The organism is Izhakiella australiensis, from assembly GCF_002006995.1.
Lineage (GTDB): Bacteria > Pseudomonadota > Gammaproteobacteria > Enterobacterales > Enterobacteriaceae > Izhakiella > Izhakiella australiensis.
Map to the genome: position 1 here is coordinate 27545 of NZ_MRUL01000019.1, position 17352 is coordinate 44896.

Genomic DNA, 17352 nt, shown 5'->3' on the forward strand with positions numbered 1-17352 from the left:
CCGCCAGACACCCACTCAGCGGACATGCAATTCAGCCGGCGTACTGCCTGTAGCCCGCCACGCCGGGACATACATCGACTCGACCTGCGGCGGCGGCATATGGTAATCACCCGACGTCACCGCACGCACCAGATAAAGCAAAGTGGCTGGCCGGTAGGTGTCGACTGCCAGCGCGGCAACAAAGCGGTCGTCGCGGAATTCAAGGTGTTTAATTTCCACCTGCTGCATGTCCATCACGCTTTCTTTAAGCTTGTCCGCCCCCAGTTCCAGGCTGGCGCTGCTCTCGCCGAGATTCTGATTCTCCAGCTCAAAGCCAGCAGGCAGCAGATCGACGACCAGCGCATCGCTGACGCGTTTGCTGGCAGATACTGACAGTTTAACCAGCAGCAGCTCACCGCTTTTAATCTTACTCAGGTCCGCCGTCTCACCTTTCAGAGTGAAATACTCCCGCTTTATTTTCAGCACCTGGCTCTGCGGTTTGGGCGCGGAAACCGGGTAGCCAACCACATCCAGCCTGGCGTACAGCGGCGCCTGACTTTCACTGTTCATGGTAACGCCCTGCTGCAGCTGTTTGCTGTCCAGTGCCTTGTTCAGCTGCTGCGTGCTGCTTAGCGGCGTGTCGCTGCCCGCAAGGCGCGCCTGCCAGCGCTCTCCCTGATGGTTTTGCAACGTCCGGGCGGCCAAAAACAGCGCATTATCTTCCTGAGTAGAGAACCAGCGTTTGCTATGCACCTCCTGCGACAGAGAAATAAGCAGCTGATTTTGCTGCTCAGGCAGCAGGCTATGCGCCGAAAGCAGCGCGATTATCATCGCCTTGTCGCGCACCTGACTGCCATAATCGCCCAGCCAGAGATCGTCGGAGCGAGTGAGGGTAACGCCCTGCATGAGTGCGTTCAGGGCGCGTTGTTCATCGCCCATCAGCTTCAGTGCTACGCCCAGCTGCGCCAGCGCCAGGCCCGACTTCGCCTGACTGCGCTTATCATAAAGCGCGCGCAGTGCACCTAGCGGCGCCTGCTGCTGACGCGCCAGCACCAGACCGGCGTAGGCCTGAACGCTAAAGCGCAGAGCCGCTTCGTCGTTGCTCCAGCCCCGCTGAATTTCACCGGGATCTTGCAGGTAGCGCAGCAAACGCCGGTCGGCCTGGGTTATCACGCCATCAGGAATGGCGTACCCCGCCTCGGAGGCGCTAAGCAGGAAATCAGTGACGTAGGGCGTCAGCCAGAATTCTTCCTCACTCTGCTTGCCCCATAAGCCAAAGCTACCATTATGACGCTGCATACCAGCAAGGCGGGCTATGCCGGTGTCGATCGCCTCACGGCGGGCTTCGTCACTGCTGCTTTTGATTCCCATCGCTTTCAGCTGCGCGTGGTTGGTAAACAGAGAAGGCCACAGGCCGCTGGCGGTCTGTTCCAGGCAGCCGTATGGATAGGCATAAAGCGCGCTGATATAGCGGGCAATATTAAGCGGCGGACGGTTGCTTAGCGAAAGTTTGCCGCTGAGCGTCTCTTTCTCAAGCCCCTGAAATGCGGCGGCCGGGATCTGCCAGGCCTGACTCCCTTTAATCACCGCATCAAAGCCCAGCGTTTGTGCCGGATAAGGTGGGCGTACGCCAATCTGCCACGTCTGATGGCTACCGCTGATCGACTCGCCAGGCAGATTAAGGCCGGAAACCGTTGCCGATACCTTGCCGTCACCGAAGCCTTTCAACGCCTTAACCGCAACCTTCAGCGTGGCGCGCGCGCCTTTCTCAAGGGTCACATTTTGGCTGGCAGCGCCGTCCAGCGCGACCATGCCGCTGGCGGCAAAATCCACTTTCAGCTGCTGCGGCAGCTCGGTAAGATTGGTCAGTTCAAAAGAAAGTTTGCTTTGGTCGCCGCCGGCAAGAAAACGCGGCGTCGCCAGCTCGGTCACCAGCGGCGCGGCCACCACCATTTTATCTTCAGCGGCGCCGAAGGCGTCATCACTCCAGCCCTGAGCCATCAACCTCAGCTCGCCGTTAAAAGCGGGCAGTGGCAGGTTTATGGTTCCCTCACCGTTTTCATCGAGCGTGACGGGATGTAGCTGCTGCGCAACAATATTGACGTGGGTGACCGGCTTCAGGCCGCCGCGCGCCAGCGGGTCCTGGTCACCGCCGCCGCCAAAGCGTAGCGTTGCCAGCCGTCCACCGCCTTCAATGAGCTGACCATATACATCATATTGATCGGCATTGTAGCGTTTACGACCAAAGAACGCCTGCCACGGATCGGGCGTCTGATAATCGGTAATACTCCGCACCCCGCTATCGACTGCGGACAGCAGGACCTGAATGTGCTGCGGCAGCGGACCGCCTTCACGACGAACCTTTACCCTGACCTTAACAGTCTGTTCGGGCCTGACTTTCTCCGGCGCCTGCAAGCTCAGAGAGAGACGACGGGCTTCGCTGCTCATCGGCAGATGCAGTAATCCCACCGCGCGCTTCGGCGTTTCACCGCTTTTGCGCTCCCCTTCCCGGATCACGATAGCGCTGAGATAAAGATCATGACGCTGCCAGTCTGCGCTGACCGGAATGTCAAGGGTGGTGCCGCCGGCGGGAACCGTCAGCGGCTGCCACCATAAAGGCCCGCTGCTGGATTCCAGCAGCAGGTAACCTTTACCCGCGGCGGGGGCCTCAACCCGTACTTTCGCCGTATCGCCCGGCCGATAGCTGGCTTTATCCAGCTTCAGCTTCACCTGATCCGGGCGCAACGCACCGGTACCATTGGTATTGTCCTGCCAGCTGTAGCCAGCCTGAAAGCGCAGGCTGCTGACAATTTTCTCGCCGGCTTTCACCTCCAGCCGGTAGGAGCCCCACTCCACCGGAAAGCTGACTTTCTCACTGTGACCGGCGGCAATATCCAGCGATCTCTCGTCCTCGATCAAGTCCTTCTGATCAAAGCGCGACTGCCAGCCTTCGCTGTCAGAAAAACTCCAGTAATAATCACGGCGCTCGCGAATCAGGCGCACGCTGAGTCCGTGCGCCGCCAGCTTGTCACCTTTACTGTTGGCATAAACGATATCGAAATCAGCGATGCTGTTTTCTTCCACAGAGGGTTCATCATGATAGCTATCACTGCGCCAGTCATAGACCGCCTTACTGGCAAACAACGGGCGAATGCCCGGCAGCACCGCAGCGGGCCAGATAGACTGCGTTGCGCGACGAACCACCGGCCGGCCTCCAGCCTCCAGCAGGCTGGCCTGCAAAATCAAATTAAGCGGCGAGTGAATGTCTGACCACTGGCTTTCTACCGCCAGCCGGGCTTTCCCCTGCGCATCGAGCTTTACATCCACGTCATCAAGCGTACGTTTCTGCCCTTCTTCGTTGATGTCGCCAAACTGATAGCCCGGTAAGGCGGCAACCGCATCCCGCGCCGGGCGCAGATAGAGCTGGCCTTTCAGTGCATTGCCGGCAGCCGGAGCGCCATATAAATAGCGCCCTTCGATATTAAAGATGCCCTCGGCGTCCGGCTTACCCGGCTGTTGACTGGTTTGCAGGCTCAGCGCCATCCGCTCCGGGATAAAGTCTTCAACGTGGAAGCGCCAGCTGCGTAGCTGGTTATCGCCAGTATTCAGGCGCAGCGTCCAGTCACCGCTCATCGCGCCAGCAGGCAAGGCAAAGCGCTGCTGATAAAGGCCGTCCTGAGGTTGCCAGACAAAGGTGCGCGTTACTTCGCCATCGGGTTGCACCACCTCAGCTTTCAGCGGCTGGGTCGGCAGCGGTTTGCCGTCGGCATCACGCAGCAGCGCGTTTACAATCACCGTTTCTCCGGGCCGGTAAAGATCTCGCGGGCCAAACACAAACAGCTGCTTGTCGAATCCCTGCGGTCCGGCAACCGGAAATTCGGCCAGATCCAGCGCCGGACGGTTAAGATCCAGCAGTGAGGTTTGTTCGCCACTGGTCGCCAGCAGTAGTTTCCCCGCCTTTGACGCCTTCAGGCTCAGATGGCCTTTATCATCGCTAACACCATTTTCCAGCACCCCACCCTTTTCATCCAGCAATTGTAAACGCACAGAGGAAAGCGGCTCACCGCTGGCGAGGCTTTGGGTAAAAATATCCAGTCGCTCAGGAAAACGGTGTAGTGACAGGCCGATATCACTTCGGGTAAACAGCGTGGCCGGTTGGGAATAGTTGTACGTTCCGGCCTGCTTCATCACCGCAAAATACACGCCAGGCTGTTTTAGCGCGTCTGTACCATCGAGCGGCAGCTGGAGCTTTTCACGGGTATTGCGCGCCGGGTTAAGATCAAACCGGCCGCTGTAGACCAGATCGGCTTTATTAAGCAGTTCGCGCGAATCCCAATAGGAAAGATTGTTGCCATAGTTCCACTGGGCAAGAAAGGCCGCCAGCGCCGGACCTCTGACGCGGAAAAAATCCACATCCACCCGCGCCACGTTCAGAGCCAGCACCGGCAGCCCCTGAGTAATTTGCGTGGGCAGCAAAGAACCGCGGCTGGCAAATCCAACCATCGGCTGAATCTCCCGGGTGGTCAATGACTGGTTAAAGCGTTCGCTCAGCACGGCACCATTTGCCGCTTTCAGACCGCTATCTACGCTGACTGTCAGCTTTCTCGACGGCTCAGGATGACGGAAGCGCAGCGTTTTACCATTGTTTGCCAGCTCCCAGCTGCCATCTACCTTGCCGCTTTTGTCATCGATCAGATGCACAAACTGATTAACGTTCTGCTTTTCGTCCAGCGAGCTATTAAATGTCAACACCAGCGCTGCCGCGCCGTCTAACTGTAATTCGGAGAGATCGATAATACTTAGCGGCTTAAGCGTCGCAGCGGCAGCCTGAGATGCGGTGTCAGACGCAGCAACGGCAGGGAATATCGCCGGACCCGATAGCATACAGCTCAGCAGTAATCCCCGTAGCATAAACCAATAATAGCGATGCATCGTTTCTCCCTGGCCAGCAAGCCACTAATGTCAAAATGTAAGAATGTATAGCTATAGTTTATCTCACAACAATATTGTTTACATAGTGACGCTTTCGGTAAGTCAGGGTTATCTTATTAAACCGACGTTCAGAAGTTACCTACTGTGGGCAGCAAGTCAGATGTCATCACTGGTGCTTTACTTTGCTCCTTACATACGAAAGTAAGCATAATTATGCATAACCTAATGAGTAATATAGATATTTAAAGCTAAAAATCTTAAATTAGCTTTATACCATATTGGTATTATCTATAACTCAAAGAAATAAAAATAATATTTTTTAGAATTAGAAGGCATGATGATGCTTATGAAAAATTTCAGTAAAAATCGTTTTAAATCCGAGTTATATCAGCTATAAGATAGTGGCAAGTGAGCATTCATAAAAAATATTAACGATTGAAGTCAGAGACAGGGTATTTATAGTGATAAAATCGATTCATTACTTACGCGGCCTCGCCGTGCTTTTTATTGTTTACCAACACTGTTTGGTGAATATCGGGGGAAACAATCTGTATGGTAGTTATTCATTTTTAACCGCTAATGCTATCACCGGGAACTTCACAACAATATTTATACTTATTGCCGGATATTTATTCCAGCACCTGGCTAGCAAGACCAGCGTGAAAGAATATTACTGTAGAAAAATAAAAAATATAATCCTGCCATACATATTCATTTCAATAGTTATCTTTCTCGTATTCCCTACGTTACTTAATGTAAGAGAAAATAGCTTCATTAATATCCTCATGGAAGCATTACATTACATGATTAGCGGAGAACATTTACCAACATTATGGTTTATGCCGTTAATCTCAGTTATTTATTTTCTTTGTCCTTTTTTTCTGTGGCTATCAAAAAAAGATCTAAAAGCACCTGCATTCCTGAGCTGTATATGGATCGTAATCTACGCAAGACCTGGACTATTTGAACTATCGTCCAATTTACTGCATTTCATTCCCGTGTATATTATTGGAATGGCAATCAGACAGTACCACAAAGAGGTACTAAAAATCATCGGCGACAATCTGTTATTATTCTTATTTTTTGAAGGTGCTACGTTAATTATTTCCTCATACATTAACGTAACAACAATTTCCAGCCATTACTCAGGTGCTTTTGTTTTTTCCATCCAGAAAGTCATTCTTTTTCTAATTTTATTTTATCTTTTTGAAACGATAAAATTGCCGACACTGCTGGCAAGCACTTTGAGTAAATTAGCGGACATCAGCTACCCGATGTATTTCATCCATTACATCTTATTAGAAAAATTCACCGAAACTGCAATGACTGATGGTTTTGCTCACTTTCTGATACTGGTTAAAAATGGCCCGATAGCAATTTTTTATTCATTAATCCTCTTCGCGTTAATACTTATTTGCTGCGTAATACCAATTAACATTATAAAACTAATCACAAAAAACAACTCTCGTTATATCATTGGCGCTTAATTCAGGCTAAAACAATCTTTTATATATAACTCTCTTCACAGAGAGTTATATTATTTCTGAGCTAAAAACCATTAAGTCAAACATCAGGCCGAACATTGATGTTCCTTACCTTGCTCAAAGAGCAGCTCTGCCCACTCAGTTATCGGGACAGCGCCGCATTTCATGATTTTGCAAAATAGTATATGGTTTTTTCTCATCATCATAAAAGTTAACTGATGGCATTGAAGAGGAATCATTCCGATGTCGGAGCGCAACCAGTTCGAACAAACATTATCATCAACAGACCCTCTTTTTGTATCCATTGACTGGCTACAGGAGCATTATCATCAGCCCGCGCTGCAGGTGATTGATGCGCGCATGCTACCGGTCGGACAAGAGAACGTTCGCGATGTAGAAGAGGAGTATCGAGCAGGCCATCTGCCGCAGGCGGTCTTTTTTAATATTGAATCGCTGTCGGACCACAGCTCACCTTATCCGCATATGATGCTGCGACCAGAAGCTTTTGCCGTCGCTATGCGCGAGCTCGGCGTACATGGCGACAAGCATCTGATCATCTACGATGAAGGTAATTTATTCTCCGCGCCGCGCGCCTGGTGGATGCTGCGTTATTTCGGTGCTGAGAAGGTTTCTATTCTGGCCGGCGGTCTGGCGGCGTGGAAAGCGGCGGGGTTAACCATCGATCAAGGTACCTTTGCGCCTGAACAAAGTGATTTTGAGGCCAACGTCAGCGATAAAGCGGCCATCAAAAGCCTGAATGACGTGCTGTTGATAAGCCATGAAGGCGGCGCGCAAATTACCGATGCCCGCAGCGCTGAACGCTATCGCGGTGAAGTGGATGAGCCGCGGGCAGGCCTCTATCGCGGGCATATTCCCGGTGCGCTGAACGTTCCCTGGAACGAACTGGTGGAAGATGGCAGGCTGAAGGCGGATGCGGCGCTTAGTCGCATTTTCCGGGAACATGGCGTGAACCTCGATCGACCGGTTATCAGCAGCTGCGGTTCAGGCGTAACAGCAGCGGTGGTTTTACTGGCATTGACTCAGCTCGGAGTAGAAAACCTGAGTTTGTATGATGGTTCATGGGGTGAATGGGGCACCCGTAGCGACCTGCCAGGCGTTGACGTCCAACACCAATCCTGATGCTGTGACCAAAGAATCGCGCGCCTAAAGGCTGGCTGGCGCTGCGCCAGCCGGGCAATCTGCACATGCCGGTCAGCGCGCTGTCCGGCTTGCACCGTGGTCTTAACCACGCAGGAGCGCATTAATCAGGCTTAAACCATCTTCACCTTGATATCTCGCAGAAAGCTGCCCCAGCGGCGTTCATAAAACGGCGTGATGTGGGCGGTAAAGAAATGGCTGATGCCATTCTCGCCCTCCTTCACTTCACACAGGTCGATCAGTTCGTCATCGTTAAGGGTATCCGAGGCGACCTGACCGGCGGCATTAATCACCGCTTCAATCCCGTGGTCGGCTTCAATACCAATCAGTAAATTTGCCGGTCCCTCGCGACTTTCTTTAATCGAGGCGACGAAAGCGCGGCGAACCTGCTTATATTTAGCAAACAGCTGCGTCAGCGAATCCACCATCTGCGCCGGCGGTTCGGCCACTTCAGACAGCAGCAGGCTGTTGTTACCTTCCAGCACGCTAAGCTGCGTCAGCGCGCTGCCCTCCTCGCCCAGCAGATTGGCGATTTCACGGGCGGAAAACTCTTTGCCGGCGGGCAGCTCCGGGTTGAGAAACAGCGTTTCGCCCTGAGTTAATTCAAACAGCGTACGCACCGGCATAATCAGATAAGGCTGTTCTTCACTGACCGCCTGCGCCATTGCGGCTTCTGAGGTAAAAAACGGAATGACGCTTTCACCACTTTCTTTTTTCCAGTGCTGCAGATCGACCGCCGAATCGGCGTCGATAAACGCCTGCTGGCTTTCACCTGGCACCAGTACGCTTGATTCCATCAGCAGCTGGAAAAATTCGGGACGGTGCGCGGGCTCAGTCGCAGCCAGCTTAAGCACTTCCTCCAGACGATCGTTTGTCAATGTCATGGGTTATCACTCAGCAAAGGCGCAGCGCTTAGCGCCGCGCCGGAATAAGCTATTTCAGCAGCAGATTAGCCAGGGTGCGTACGCCGAGACCGGTTGCTCCTGCGGACCACTGATCCACCGCCGATTTACGGTAGGTCGCAGAGCAGTCAATATGCAGCCAGCCTTTTTGGTAGCGGGTAACGAAGTGAGACAGAAACGCGGCCGCGGTGCTGGCACCCGCCGTGTGTGCGCCGCTGGCAATATTATTCAGGTCAGCAAAGCTTGAAGGCGTATGGCTACGATGGAACTCAGCCAGCGGCAAACGCCAGAAAAGTTCATTCTCGCTGGCGGCCGATTCCAGCAGGCGCCCGACTAATTCGTCATCGAAGCTGAACAGCGCATGATAGTCATTGCCAAGCGCGGTTTTGGCCGCACCGGTCAGCGTTGCGGCGTCAACCAGCAGCGTCGGCTGCTGCTCGCTGGCGTCGATCAGGCCATCGGCCAGCACCAGGCGCCCTTCCGCGTCGGTATTCATCACCTCAACGGTTTTACCATTACGATAGCGAATAATATCGCCGAGACGGAAAGCGTTACCGCTGACCATATTATCAGCGCAGCAGAGATACAGCTTGACGCGTTTTTGCAGACCGCGGCTGATCGCCAGCGCCAACGCGCCACTCAGGGTTGCCGCGCCGCCCATATCCGATTTCATAGAATCCATTGAGCTGCTGGGTTTCAGGCTATAGCCGCCGGTATCAAAGGTGATGCCTTTACCGACCAGGCAGGCATACACCGGCGCGTTTTCATCACCGCTGGGGTTGTAATCCAACGCCAGCAGCGCGGGCACGCGGGTTGAGGCGCGACCAACGGTGTGAATCCCCATGTAGCCTTGTTCGCGCAGATCCTCGCCCTTGGTAATGCGATAGCTTATCGCGTCGCCGCCCAGTTCGCTGAGCAGATCGACGGCGCGGCTGGCCAACTGCTCAGGGGCAAGATCTTCTGCGGGCGCGTTGATGATGTCGCGTACCCAGTCGATAATCTGCAGGCGGTTATCCAGCTCGCGGCGCTGCTGCTCAACCAGCGTCGGCCATGCAACGTGGCGTGCGCCTTTCGGACCGCGATAGCCCTGCCAGAAGGCCCAGCAGCGTTCGAGGTCCCAGCCTTCGCCGCTTAACGTCACCCGCTTGAGTCCCTGACCATCAATTTTGCGCGCCGCGCGCTGGATAACCGCCAGCGCTTCTCCGGCAGCAAGATGAATAGTCACGCCTTGGTCGCCAATGCTCAGCACGGCCTTTTCACCCCAGCGCTCATCAGCCGCCAGGTCAGAGAGTTGAACGTTCATCGTTTGACTGGTCATCACCGTATCCTTATTTGTTATGCGCAGTGCGTCGATGAGATTAACCGGGTTAAAGCTCCGGTAAGCCATCGACGCCTGACGTCTGTGCATAAAAAAGGGCCGATTTATCCGGCCCGTGATAAATTTTTGCGTTTAGTGTTCACGCGCGTGATTGATGGTATAGCGAGGAATCTCGACCACCAAATCCTCATCAGTTACCCGAGCCTGACAGCCAAGACGGCTTTCCGGCTCCAGACCCCATGCTTTATCCAGCATATCATCTTCATCTTCGCTACTTTCCGCCAGCGAGTCAAAACCCTCGCGCACCACACAGTGACAGGTGGTACAGGCACAGGACTTTTCACAGGCATGTTCTAATTCAATGCCGTTACGCAGCGCAACGTCGAGGATCGTTTCGCCACTGCCGGCGTCAAACACGCCGCCTTCCGGCAGCAGCTCCTGATGGGGTAAAAAAACAATCTTGGGCATGACTTAGACCTCATCCACGGATTGCCCGGCCAGCGCGCGACGAATTGAATCGTCCATGCGACGCGCGGCAAAATCCTGGGTTACTTTATCGAGTTGTTGTATGGCCGCATCAATATCCGCGGCAGAAGAACCATCGAGCTTTACGCGTAAATCCTGCTGTGCCTGGCGGATTAAATCCCGCTCAGCCGGGGTTAACAATCCTTCATCCTCAGCAAGCGCGCCATCAAGGCTCTCCAGAATGCGCAGGCCATCTACCTTTTGTTCGGCCAGCTTGCGCGCCTGCATATCATCACGCGCGTGGGTCATTGATTCGCTAATCATGCCGGCGATTTCACCGTCCGTCAGACCGTAAGAGGGTTTGACCTGCACAGCGGCGGCAACGCCGGTAGTTTTTTCCGTCGCGGTGACGCTCAGTAAGCCATCGGCATCAACCTGGAAGATAACGCGAATATGGGCGCCGCCAGCCGGCATCGCCGGAATACCGCGCAGCGTGAAGCGAGCCAGTGAGCGACAGTCGGCGACCATTTCACGTTCGCCCTGCACCACATGGATGCTCATCGCCGTCTGCCCATCTTTGAAGGTAGTAAATTCCTGCGCCCGGGCGGTAGGGATGGTGGTATTGCGTTGCACCACTTTTTCCACCAGCCCGCCCATGGTTTCAAGGCCCAGCGAAAGCGGAATAACGTCCAGCAGCAGCATTTCGCTGTCAGGCTTATTCCCCACCAGGATGTCGGCCTGGATAGCCGCGCCGATAGCGACCACGCGATCGGGATCGATGGCAGTTAAAGGCGTGCGGCCAAAAAAAGCAGCGACTTTGTCACGCACCTGCGGCACGCGCGTTGAACCACCCACCATCACCACTTCCTGCACTTCATCCGCGCTAACGTCGGCATCTTTCAGCGCCCGACGACAAGCGAGCAGCGTACGCTTAATCAGCCCGTCGATCAGCGCATTAAATTCGCTGCGGGTTATCTCCCCTTGCCATCCGCCAACCTCAACCAGCGTATGGTCGGCGTCACTCAAGGCAATTTTAGCCGCCGTTGCCGCATCGAGCAGCTGGCGCTGCAAACGGTGATCCTGACGATCGTGCAGGCCGGCTTTCTCCCGCAGGTGATCCGCCAGCAGCTGGTCAAAGTCATCGCCGCCCAGCGCCGAATCTCCGCCGGTTGCCAACACTTCGAATACGCCACGGCTCAGGCGTAATACGGAAATATCAAAGGTGCCGCCGCCCAAATCGTAAACCGCGATCACCCCTTCTTTGCCGGAGTCCAGGCCATAGGCGATAGCGGCAGCGGTGGGTTCATTGAGCAGACGCAGCACCTCAAGCCCGGCGAGCTGCGCCGCATCTTTGGTTCCCTGCCGCTGAGCATCATCAAAGTAGGCTGGCACGGTAATGACCACGCCATCCAGCTCACCGCCCAGCGAACTGCGCGCACGTTCAGCCAGCGCATTCAGTATTGCGGCGGAAACGCTGACCGGATTGACGCTGCCCGCGGCGGTAATCAGCATCGGCAGCCCATTTTCACTGGGCTGCAGCTGATAAGGCAGGTGCGGATAGCGCTGCTGAATATCACTCAGGGTGCGGCCCAGCAAACGCTTAACCGAGCTGATGGTATTGACCGGATCCAGCGCCGCCTGATTACGTGCTTCCCAGCCAACGCGGCGGTTATCATGCTGATAATGAACAACTGAAGGCAGCAAATGCCGTCCTTCAGCGTCAGGCAGCGTTTCTGCCTGGCCGCTACGGAGCGTCGCTACCAGCGAATTGGTCGTGCCTAAATCAATGCCAACCGCCAGACGACGTTGATGTGGTTCTGCCGTCAGTCCCGGTTCGCTAATCTGTAATAACGCCATTTATGCTTCCCGTTATAAATCAAGCAGTCGCTCTTCAAGCGCTTCTGCCTGGGTGCGCAGTTTAGCGATAAAACGTAGCTTACGCACGCTATCGGCAGCCTGAGTCCAGTCTTGCTGCATCAGCTGGTCGCGCATTTGGTTATGGCGGGGCGCCGACATACCGTCAAGCCGCTGCATAAAATCGTACAGCGCCGCTTCATCCTGCTGCTGTTCAATGGTTTCCAGCTCTTCACGCATCGTCAGCTGCTCGACTAAGAAGTCGGTATCACGCAGCGTATGCTGTTCATTATCGATATCGATGCCGTTCAGGCTGAGTAGATATTCAGCGCGCGGCAGCGGCTTCTTCAGCGCCTGATAGGCTTGATTAATGGTCGCTGCCTGCTGTACCGCCTGCAAGCGCTCTTTTTCCGGGCGACTGGCAAAGCGATCGGGATGGAACTGGCGCTGCAGCTCCTGAAAACGGGTAGTCAGCTGACCACTGTCGATTTCGAACGACAGCGGCAAGCCAAATAATGAGAAGTAATCCATAGCAGGCTCAAAAACGCAGTTTCAGCATCAGATAAATCGCTCCGGATAACCGGAACGATAGAGAACGACGGGTTTCGTCAGACGTTAAAGCTCTCACCGCAGCCACATTCGTCTTTCATGTTGGGATTATTGAATTTGAAGCCTTCATTTAATCCCTCTTTAACGAAATCAAGCTCGGTGCCATCAAGATAAACCAGACTTTTACCGTCGATGATTACCTTGACGCCTTTATCTTCGAAAACTTTATCTTCAGGCCGCACTTCATCAACGAATTCCAACACGTAAGCCATGCCGGAACAGCCGGATGTGCGCACGCCGAGACGCAGACCAACACCTTTGCCACGGTTTAGCAGAAACGCGTTCACGCGGGTCGCTGCCGTGTCGCTTAATGTAATCGACATCTGTCAGCCTCCTGATTAGCCAGCGTTCTTTTTACTCTTGTAATCCGCCACCGCCGCTTTAATGGCATCTTCTGCCAGAATAGAGCAATGAATTTTTACCGGCGGCAGCTCAAGCTCTTCGGCAATTGCCATATTAGTTATGCTTTGCGCCTCATCCAGCGACTTCCCTTTTACCCACTCGGTAATCAGCGAGCTGGAGGCGATAGCGGAACCGCAGCCGTACGTTTTAAAACGCGCGTCTTCGATGATACCCGCCGCATTAACCTTAATTTGCAGCTTCATCACGTCACCACAGGCGGGCGCACCGACCATGCCGCTGCCGATAGAGGGATCGCTGTTGTCAAAAGAACCTACGTTGCGCGGATTCTCGTAATGATCGATAACTTTTTCGCTGTAAGCCATTGTCCTGTCTCCTGATGCCTGAAATTAATGATGTGCCCATTCGATAGCGTTGAGATCGACGCCGGCTTTAAACATCTCCCACAGCGGGGAAAGGTCGCGCAGACGACCGATAGACTTGTGTACCAGGTCAATGGCGTAGTCGATCTCTTCTTCGGTGGTAAAACGCCCGAGGGAGAAGCGGATAGAGCTGTGTGCCAGCTCATCGTTCATGCCCAGGGCGCGCAGCACATAGGAAGGTTCCAGGCTGGCTGAAGTACAGGCTGAGCCGGAGGAAACGGCCAGGTCTTTCAGCGCCATGATCAGGGACTCACCTTCAACATAATTGAAGCTGACATTAAGGATGTTCGGCGCGCCTTTTTCCAGGTCGCCGTTCAGATAAACCTCTTCGATATCTTTCAGGCCATGCCACAGGCGGTCGCGCAAGGTACGCAGCCGGGCGACTTCGCTGGTCATCTCTTCTTTCGCGATACGATAGGCTTCACCCATACCGACGATCTGGTGGACCGGCAGCGTGCCTGAGCGCATACCACGTTCATGACCGCCGCCGTGGATTTGAGCCTCCAGACGAATGCGCGGCTTACGGCGCACATAAAGGCCGCCGATACCTTTCGGCCCGTAAATTTTATGGCCGGAGAAAGACATCAGATCCACCGGCAATTCCGCCAGATTAATCGGCAGCTTACCGACGCTCTGCGTGGCATCCACGTGAAAAATAATACCGCGCGCGCGGCACAGCTCGCCAATCGCGTTGATGTCCTGCACCACGCCGATTTCGTTATTCACGTGCATAATGGAAACCAGCACGGTATCGTCGCGCACCGCGGCTTCTAAAGCCCGCAGATCGACAATACCGTTGCTTTGCGGCGCAAGATAGGTCACTTCAAACCCTTCGCGCTCCAGCTGACGGCAGGTATCCAGCACCGCTTTATGTTCGGTTTTGCAGGTGATGATGTGCTTGCCTTTCTTTTGATAGAAAGTGGCTGCACCTTTGATAGCCAGATTGTCCGACTCGGTGGCGCCTGAGGTAAATACGATTTCACGCGGGTCGGCGCCGATCAGCTCAGCAATCTGATTACGTGCGATATCGACCGCCTCTTCCGCCTGCCAGCCAAAGCGGTGGGAACGGGAAGCGGGATTACCAAAGGTGCCATCAAGGGTGAGAAATTGCATCATCTTCTCGGCCACGCGCACATCCACCGGCGTCGTTGCGGAGTAGTCCAGATAAATCGGTAATTTCATTGCTCTTAAACTCCGTACATCACTTCAAAACGTATCAATATTTATTATTTCGCCCGGCATCTGGGCCGGGCTGATGTAATCAGTAACTTCAGGCGCGCAGATTATTAACAGTAATGGTTTCCTGCAGGCGTCCTTTCGGAGCAATACGGCGGGTTTCATTGTTCTGGCGATCGGCAACGTCGAGAATTTCCTGATTATTAACCAGTTCGGCCAGGGTGATGTTATTGAGAAAATCGCTGATGCGTTCGCTCAAATCACGCCATAGTACGTGGGTCAGGCAGCGCTCGCCGCCCTGGCAGCCCTCTTTGCCCTGGCATTTAGTCGCGTCAACGGACTCATCGACGGCGGTAATAACCGCGCCAACAGCGATTTCACCGGCGCCGCGACCAAGCAGATAGCCGCCACCGGGACCACGCACGCTGGCTACCAGGCCATTTTTGCGTAGGCGCGAGAACAGTTGCTCAAGATAAGAGAGTGAAATGCCCTGGCGTTCAGAGATGTCGGCCAGCGGCACCGGACCTTCATGGGAATGCAGCGCAACGTCAAGCATTGCGGTAACGGCATAGCGTCCTTTGGAAGTCAGTCTCATAATATTTTCGCAACCTCGGTGATGTCCCGGATGGGCGTGATTAATGGACGACAGTCTGACATTCCTGAGTGTTTTGGTCAACTATTTAACCGAGTAAAACACTCAACTATTTAACCTGGTGAAATAGTCAACTATTCGCGGTCTTTTTTGGCAAACGAAGCCAGCATACCGCGCAGAATATTCAGCTCGTCACGCTCCGGTCGTGCGCGGGTAAAGAGCCGTCGCAGCTTGCTCATCACCTGCCCTGGATTAGCGGCGCGGATGAAACCGCTTTGCAACATCATCTGCTCCAGGTGCTGATAAAAGCGCTCCAGATCGTCAACCAGCGGATAAGGCGACTCTTCCCAGGCTGGCTGCGCCTGCTGCTGCGCCGCGAGCCAGGCCATACGTACCTCATAGCTGATAACCTGCACCGCCATGGCGAGATTCAGCGAGCTGTATTCGGGATTGGCATGAATGGATACGTGGTAGTGACACTTTTGCAGCTCATCGTTGGTTAAGCCAACGCGCTCACGGCCAAACACCAACGCCACCGGCGCCTGCTGCGCTTCCTGCACGCTTTTAATGCCACACTCGCGAGAATCAAGCATCGGCCACGGCAGCGAGCGCGATCGGGCGCTGGTACCTACCACCAGGCTGCAACCGGCAATTGCATCATCAAGATTATCAACGATCTTTGCCGCGCCAATCACGTCGCTGGCCCCGGCAGCCAGAGAAATTGCCTGAGAGTCAGGTTTCACCAGCGGATTAACCAGATAAAGATTGGTTAAGCCCATGGTCTTCATTGCGCGCGCAACAGAGCCCATATTGCCAGTGTGAGAGGTTTCCACCAGCACGATACGAATGTTTTCCAGCATAGTCTTCAGCAGATATGAGAAATAATCGGCGCATCGTAACATAAAACAGGACATGTTCCGAACGCGCTGCTATACTTTGCCGCGGTAAATTTCGCCGATTGCGCAGCCGGACGGTTTTAATACCGGGCATACGCAACTAAGCTGGCTGAATCAACAGACACACAGACTCCCTGATTTTCGCGTAACGCGCATATGACAAATCCTGTCGTCGGATTCTGTGCAGCCAGCACCGCTTCGGTGTGAAAGATACAACCCGTTTATTTTTGCGGACAGATTGCGCCCCGTAGCAAGGCGGCAAGAAAAATCAGCCGTAGGAGCATACACCAGTATGTGACTACGGGGATATTACGCAGCCAACACCGCTACGGCGTGAAAGATGTCAGCAAAAACGTTCTTTAACATTCAGCGAGTGAGAGACTCCCACCATGCATCCAATGCTCAACATTGCCGTGCGCGCTGCGCGCAAAGCCGGAAACGTCATTGCCAGAAGTTATGAAACGCCTGACGCCGTTGAAACCAGCCAGAAAGGCAGTAATGACTTTGTTACTAATGTTGACCATGAAGCGGAACGCCAGATTATTGAGGTGATCCGCAAATCTTATCCCCAGCACACCATCATCACCGAAGAAAGCGGTGAACTGGCAGCACAGGATCAGGATATACAGTGGGTAATCGATCCGCTGGATGGCACAACCAACTTCATTAAACGTCTGCCCCACTTCTCCGTTTCTATCGCCGTGCGCGTCAAAGGCCGCACTGAAGTAGGCGTGGTTTACGATCCCATGCGTAACGAGCTGTTCAGCGCCGTTCGCGGCCAGGGCGCTCAGCTGAATGGGTATCGCCTGCGCGGCAGCAGCGCGCGCGATCTGGATGGCACTATTCTGGCTACCGGCTTCCCGTTCAAAGTGCGTCAGCATACCCAAAGCTATATGAATGTTGTCAGTAAGCTCTTCACCCAGTGCGCAGATTTTCGCCGCACCGGTTCAGCGGCGCTGGATCTGGCTTATGTCGCCGCCGGACGCGTTGACGGCTTCTTTGAAATCGGCCTGAAGCCCTGGGATTTTGCTGCCGGTGAACTGCTGGTGCGCGAAGCTGGCGGTCTGGTCACCGATTTTACCGGCGGTCATAATTTCATCACCTCCGGCAACCTGGTGGCGGGCAATCCGCGCGTAGTGAAATCGCTACTGGCAAATATGCGTGATGAGTTAAGCGACGCGCTGAAACGCTAATTTTTTACTTAT

At 54.1% G+C, this 17352-nt stretch carries 14 protein-coding genes; 3 read left to right on the forward strand and 11 right to left on the reverse strand.

Going from position 1 to position 17352, the window contains the following annotated elements; translation table 11 throughout:
- Positions 1-15 precede the first annotated feature (15 nt).
- Positions 16-4911 (reverse strand): alpha-2-macroglobulin family protein, encoded by a 4896-nt coding sequence (locus tag BTJ39_RS19760; RefSeq protein ID WP_078004438.1) that lies wholly within the window; start codon positions 4909-4911, stop codon positions 16-18.
- 461 nt (positions 4912-5372) lie between these two features.
- On the opposite strand from BTJ39_RS19760, the gene BTJ39_RS19765 reads away from it, so the two are divergent.
- Positions 5373-6398 (forward strand): acyltransferase family protein, encoded by a 1026-nt coding sequence (locus BTJ39_RS19765; protein ID WP_176110384.1) that lies wholly within the window; start codon positions 5373-5375, stop codon positions 6396-6398.
- Between the two features lie 240 nt (positions 6399-6638).
- Positions 6639-7535, forward strand: a complete 897-nt coding sequence (sseA, locus tag BTJ39_RS19770; RefSeq protein WP_078004440.1) for a 3-mercaptopyruvate sulfurtransferase — start codon at positions 6639-6641, stop codon at positions 7533-7535.
- A gap of 131 nt (positions 7536-7666) precedes the next feature.
- Here the strand turns inward: sseA and sseB are convergent, their stop codons facing one another.
- From sseB to trmJ, 10 genes are all read right to left on the reverse strand, one after another.
- Positions 7667-8437, reverse strand: a complete 771-nt coding sequence (gene sseB, locus BTJ39_RS19775; RefSeq protein WP_078004441.1) for an enhanced serine sensitivity protein SseB — start codon at positions 8435-8437, stop codon at positions 7667-7669.
- Positions 8438-8486: 49 nt separating this feature from the next.
- Positions 8487-9773, reverse strand: a complete 1287-nt coding sequence (pepB, locus tag BTJ39_RS19780; RefSeq protein WP_078004482.1) for an aminopeptidase PepB — start codon at positions 9771-9773, stop codon at positions 8487-8489.
- Between the two features lie 132 nt (positions 9774-9905).
- Positions 9906-10241 (reverse strand): ISC system 2Fe-2S type ferredoxin, encoded by a 336-nt coding sequence (gene fdx, locus BTJ39_RS19785; RefSeq protein ID WP_078004442.1) that lies wholly within the window; start codon positions 10239-10241, stop codon positions 9906-9908.
- Between the two features lie 3 nt (positions 10242-10244).
- Positions 10245-12095, reverse strand: coding sequence for a Fe-S protein assembly chaperone HscA (gene hscA / locus BTJ39_RS19790; RefSeq protein ID WP_078004443.1), 1851 nt, complete (start codon positions 12093-12095; stop codon positions 10245-10247).
- 12 nt (positions 12096-12107) lie between these two features.
- Positions 12108-12623, reverse strand: a complete 516-nt coding sequence (gene hscB / locus BTJ39_RS19795) for a co-chaperone HscB (RefSeq protein ID WP_078004444.1) — start codon at positions 12621-12623, stop codon at positions 12108-12110.
- Positions 12624-12700: 77 nt separating this feature from the next.
- Positions 12701-13024, reverse strand: a complete 324-nt coding sequence (gene iscA, locus BTJ39_RS19800) for an iron-sulfur cluster assembly protein IscA (RefSeq protein WP_078004445.1) — start codon at positions 13022-13024, stop codon at positions 12701-12703.
- Positions 13025-13039: 15 nt separating this feature from the next.
- Positions 13040-13426, reverse strand: a complete 387-nt coding sequence (iscU, locus tag BTJ39_RS19805; RefSeq protein WP_078004446.1) for a Fe-S cluster assembly scaffold IscU — start codon at positions 13424-13426, stop codon at positions 13040-13042.
- 24 nt (positions 13427-13450) lie between these two features.
- Complete coding sequence (locus BTJ39_RS19810) at positions 13451-14665, reverse strand: IscS subfamily cysteine desulfurase (RefSeq protein WP_078004447.1); 1215 nt, start codon at positions 14663-14665, stop codon at positions 13451-13453.
- A gap of 88 nt (positions 14666-14753) precedes the next feature.
- Entirely contained in the window at positions 14754-15254 is a 501-nt protein-coding gene (iscR, locus tag BTJ39_RS19815) for a Fe-S cluster assembly transcriptional regulator IscR (RefSeq protein ID WP_078004448.1), read from the reverse strand.
- 131 nt (positions 15255-15385) lie between these two features.
- The gene (gene trmJ, locus BTJ39_RS19820) at positions 15386-16111 is read right to left on the reverse strand and encodes a tRNA (cytosine(32)/uridine(32)-2'-O)-methyltransferase TrmJ (RefSeq protein WP_078004483.1); all 726 of its coding nucleotides are present in this window, start codon (positions 16109-16111) and stop codon (positions 15386-15388) included.
- 425 nt (positions 16112-16536) lie between these two features.
- Here trmJ and suhB point away from each other — a divergent pair, with 425 nt between their 5' ends.
- Positions 16537-17340, forward strand: a complete 804-nt coding sequence (suhB, locus tag BTJ39_RS19825; RefSeq protein WP_078004449.1) for an inositol-1-monophosphatase — start codon at positions 16537-16539, stop codon at positions 17338-17340.
- Positions 17341-17352 lie beyond the last annotated feature (12 nt).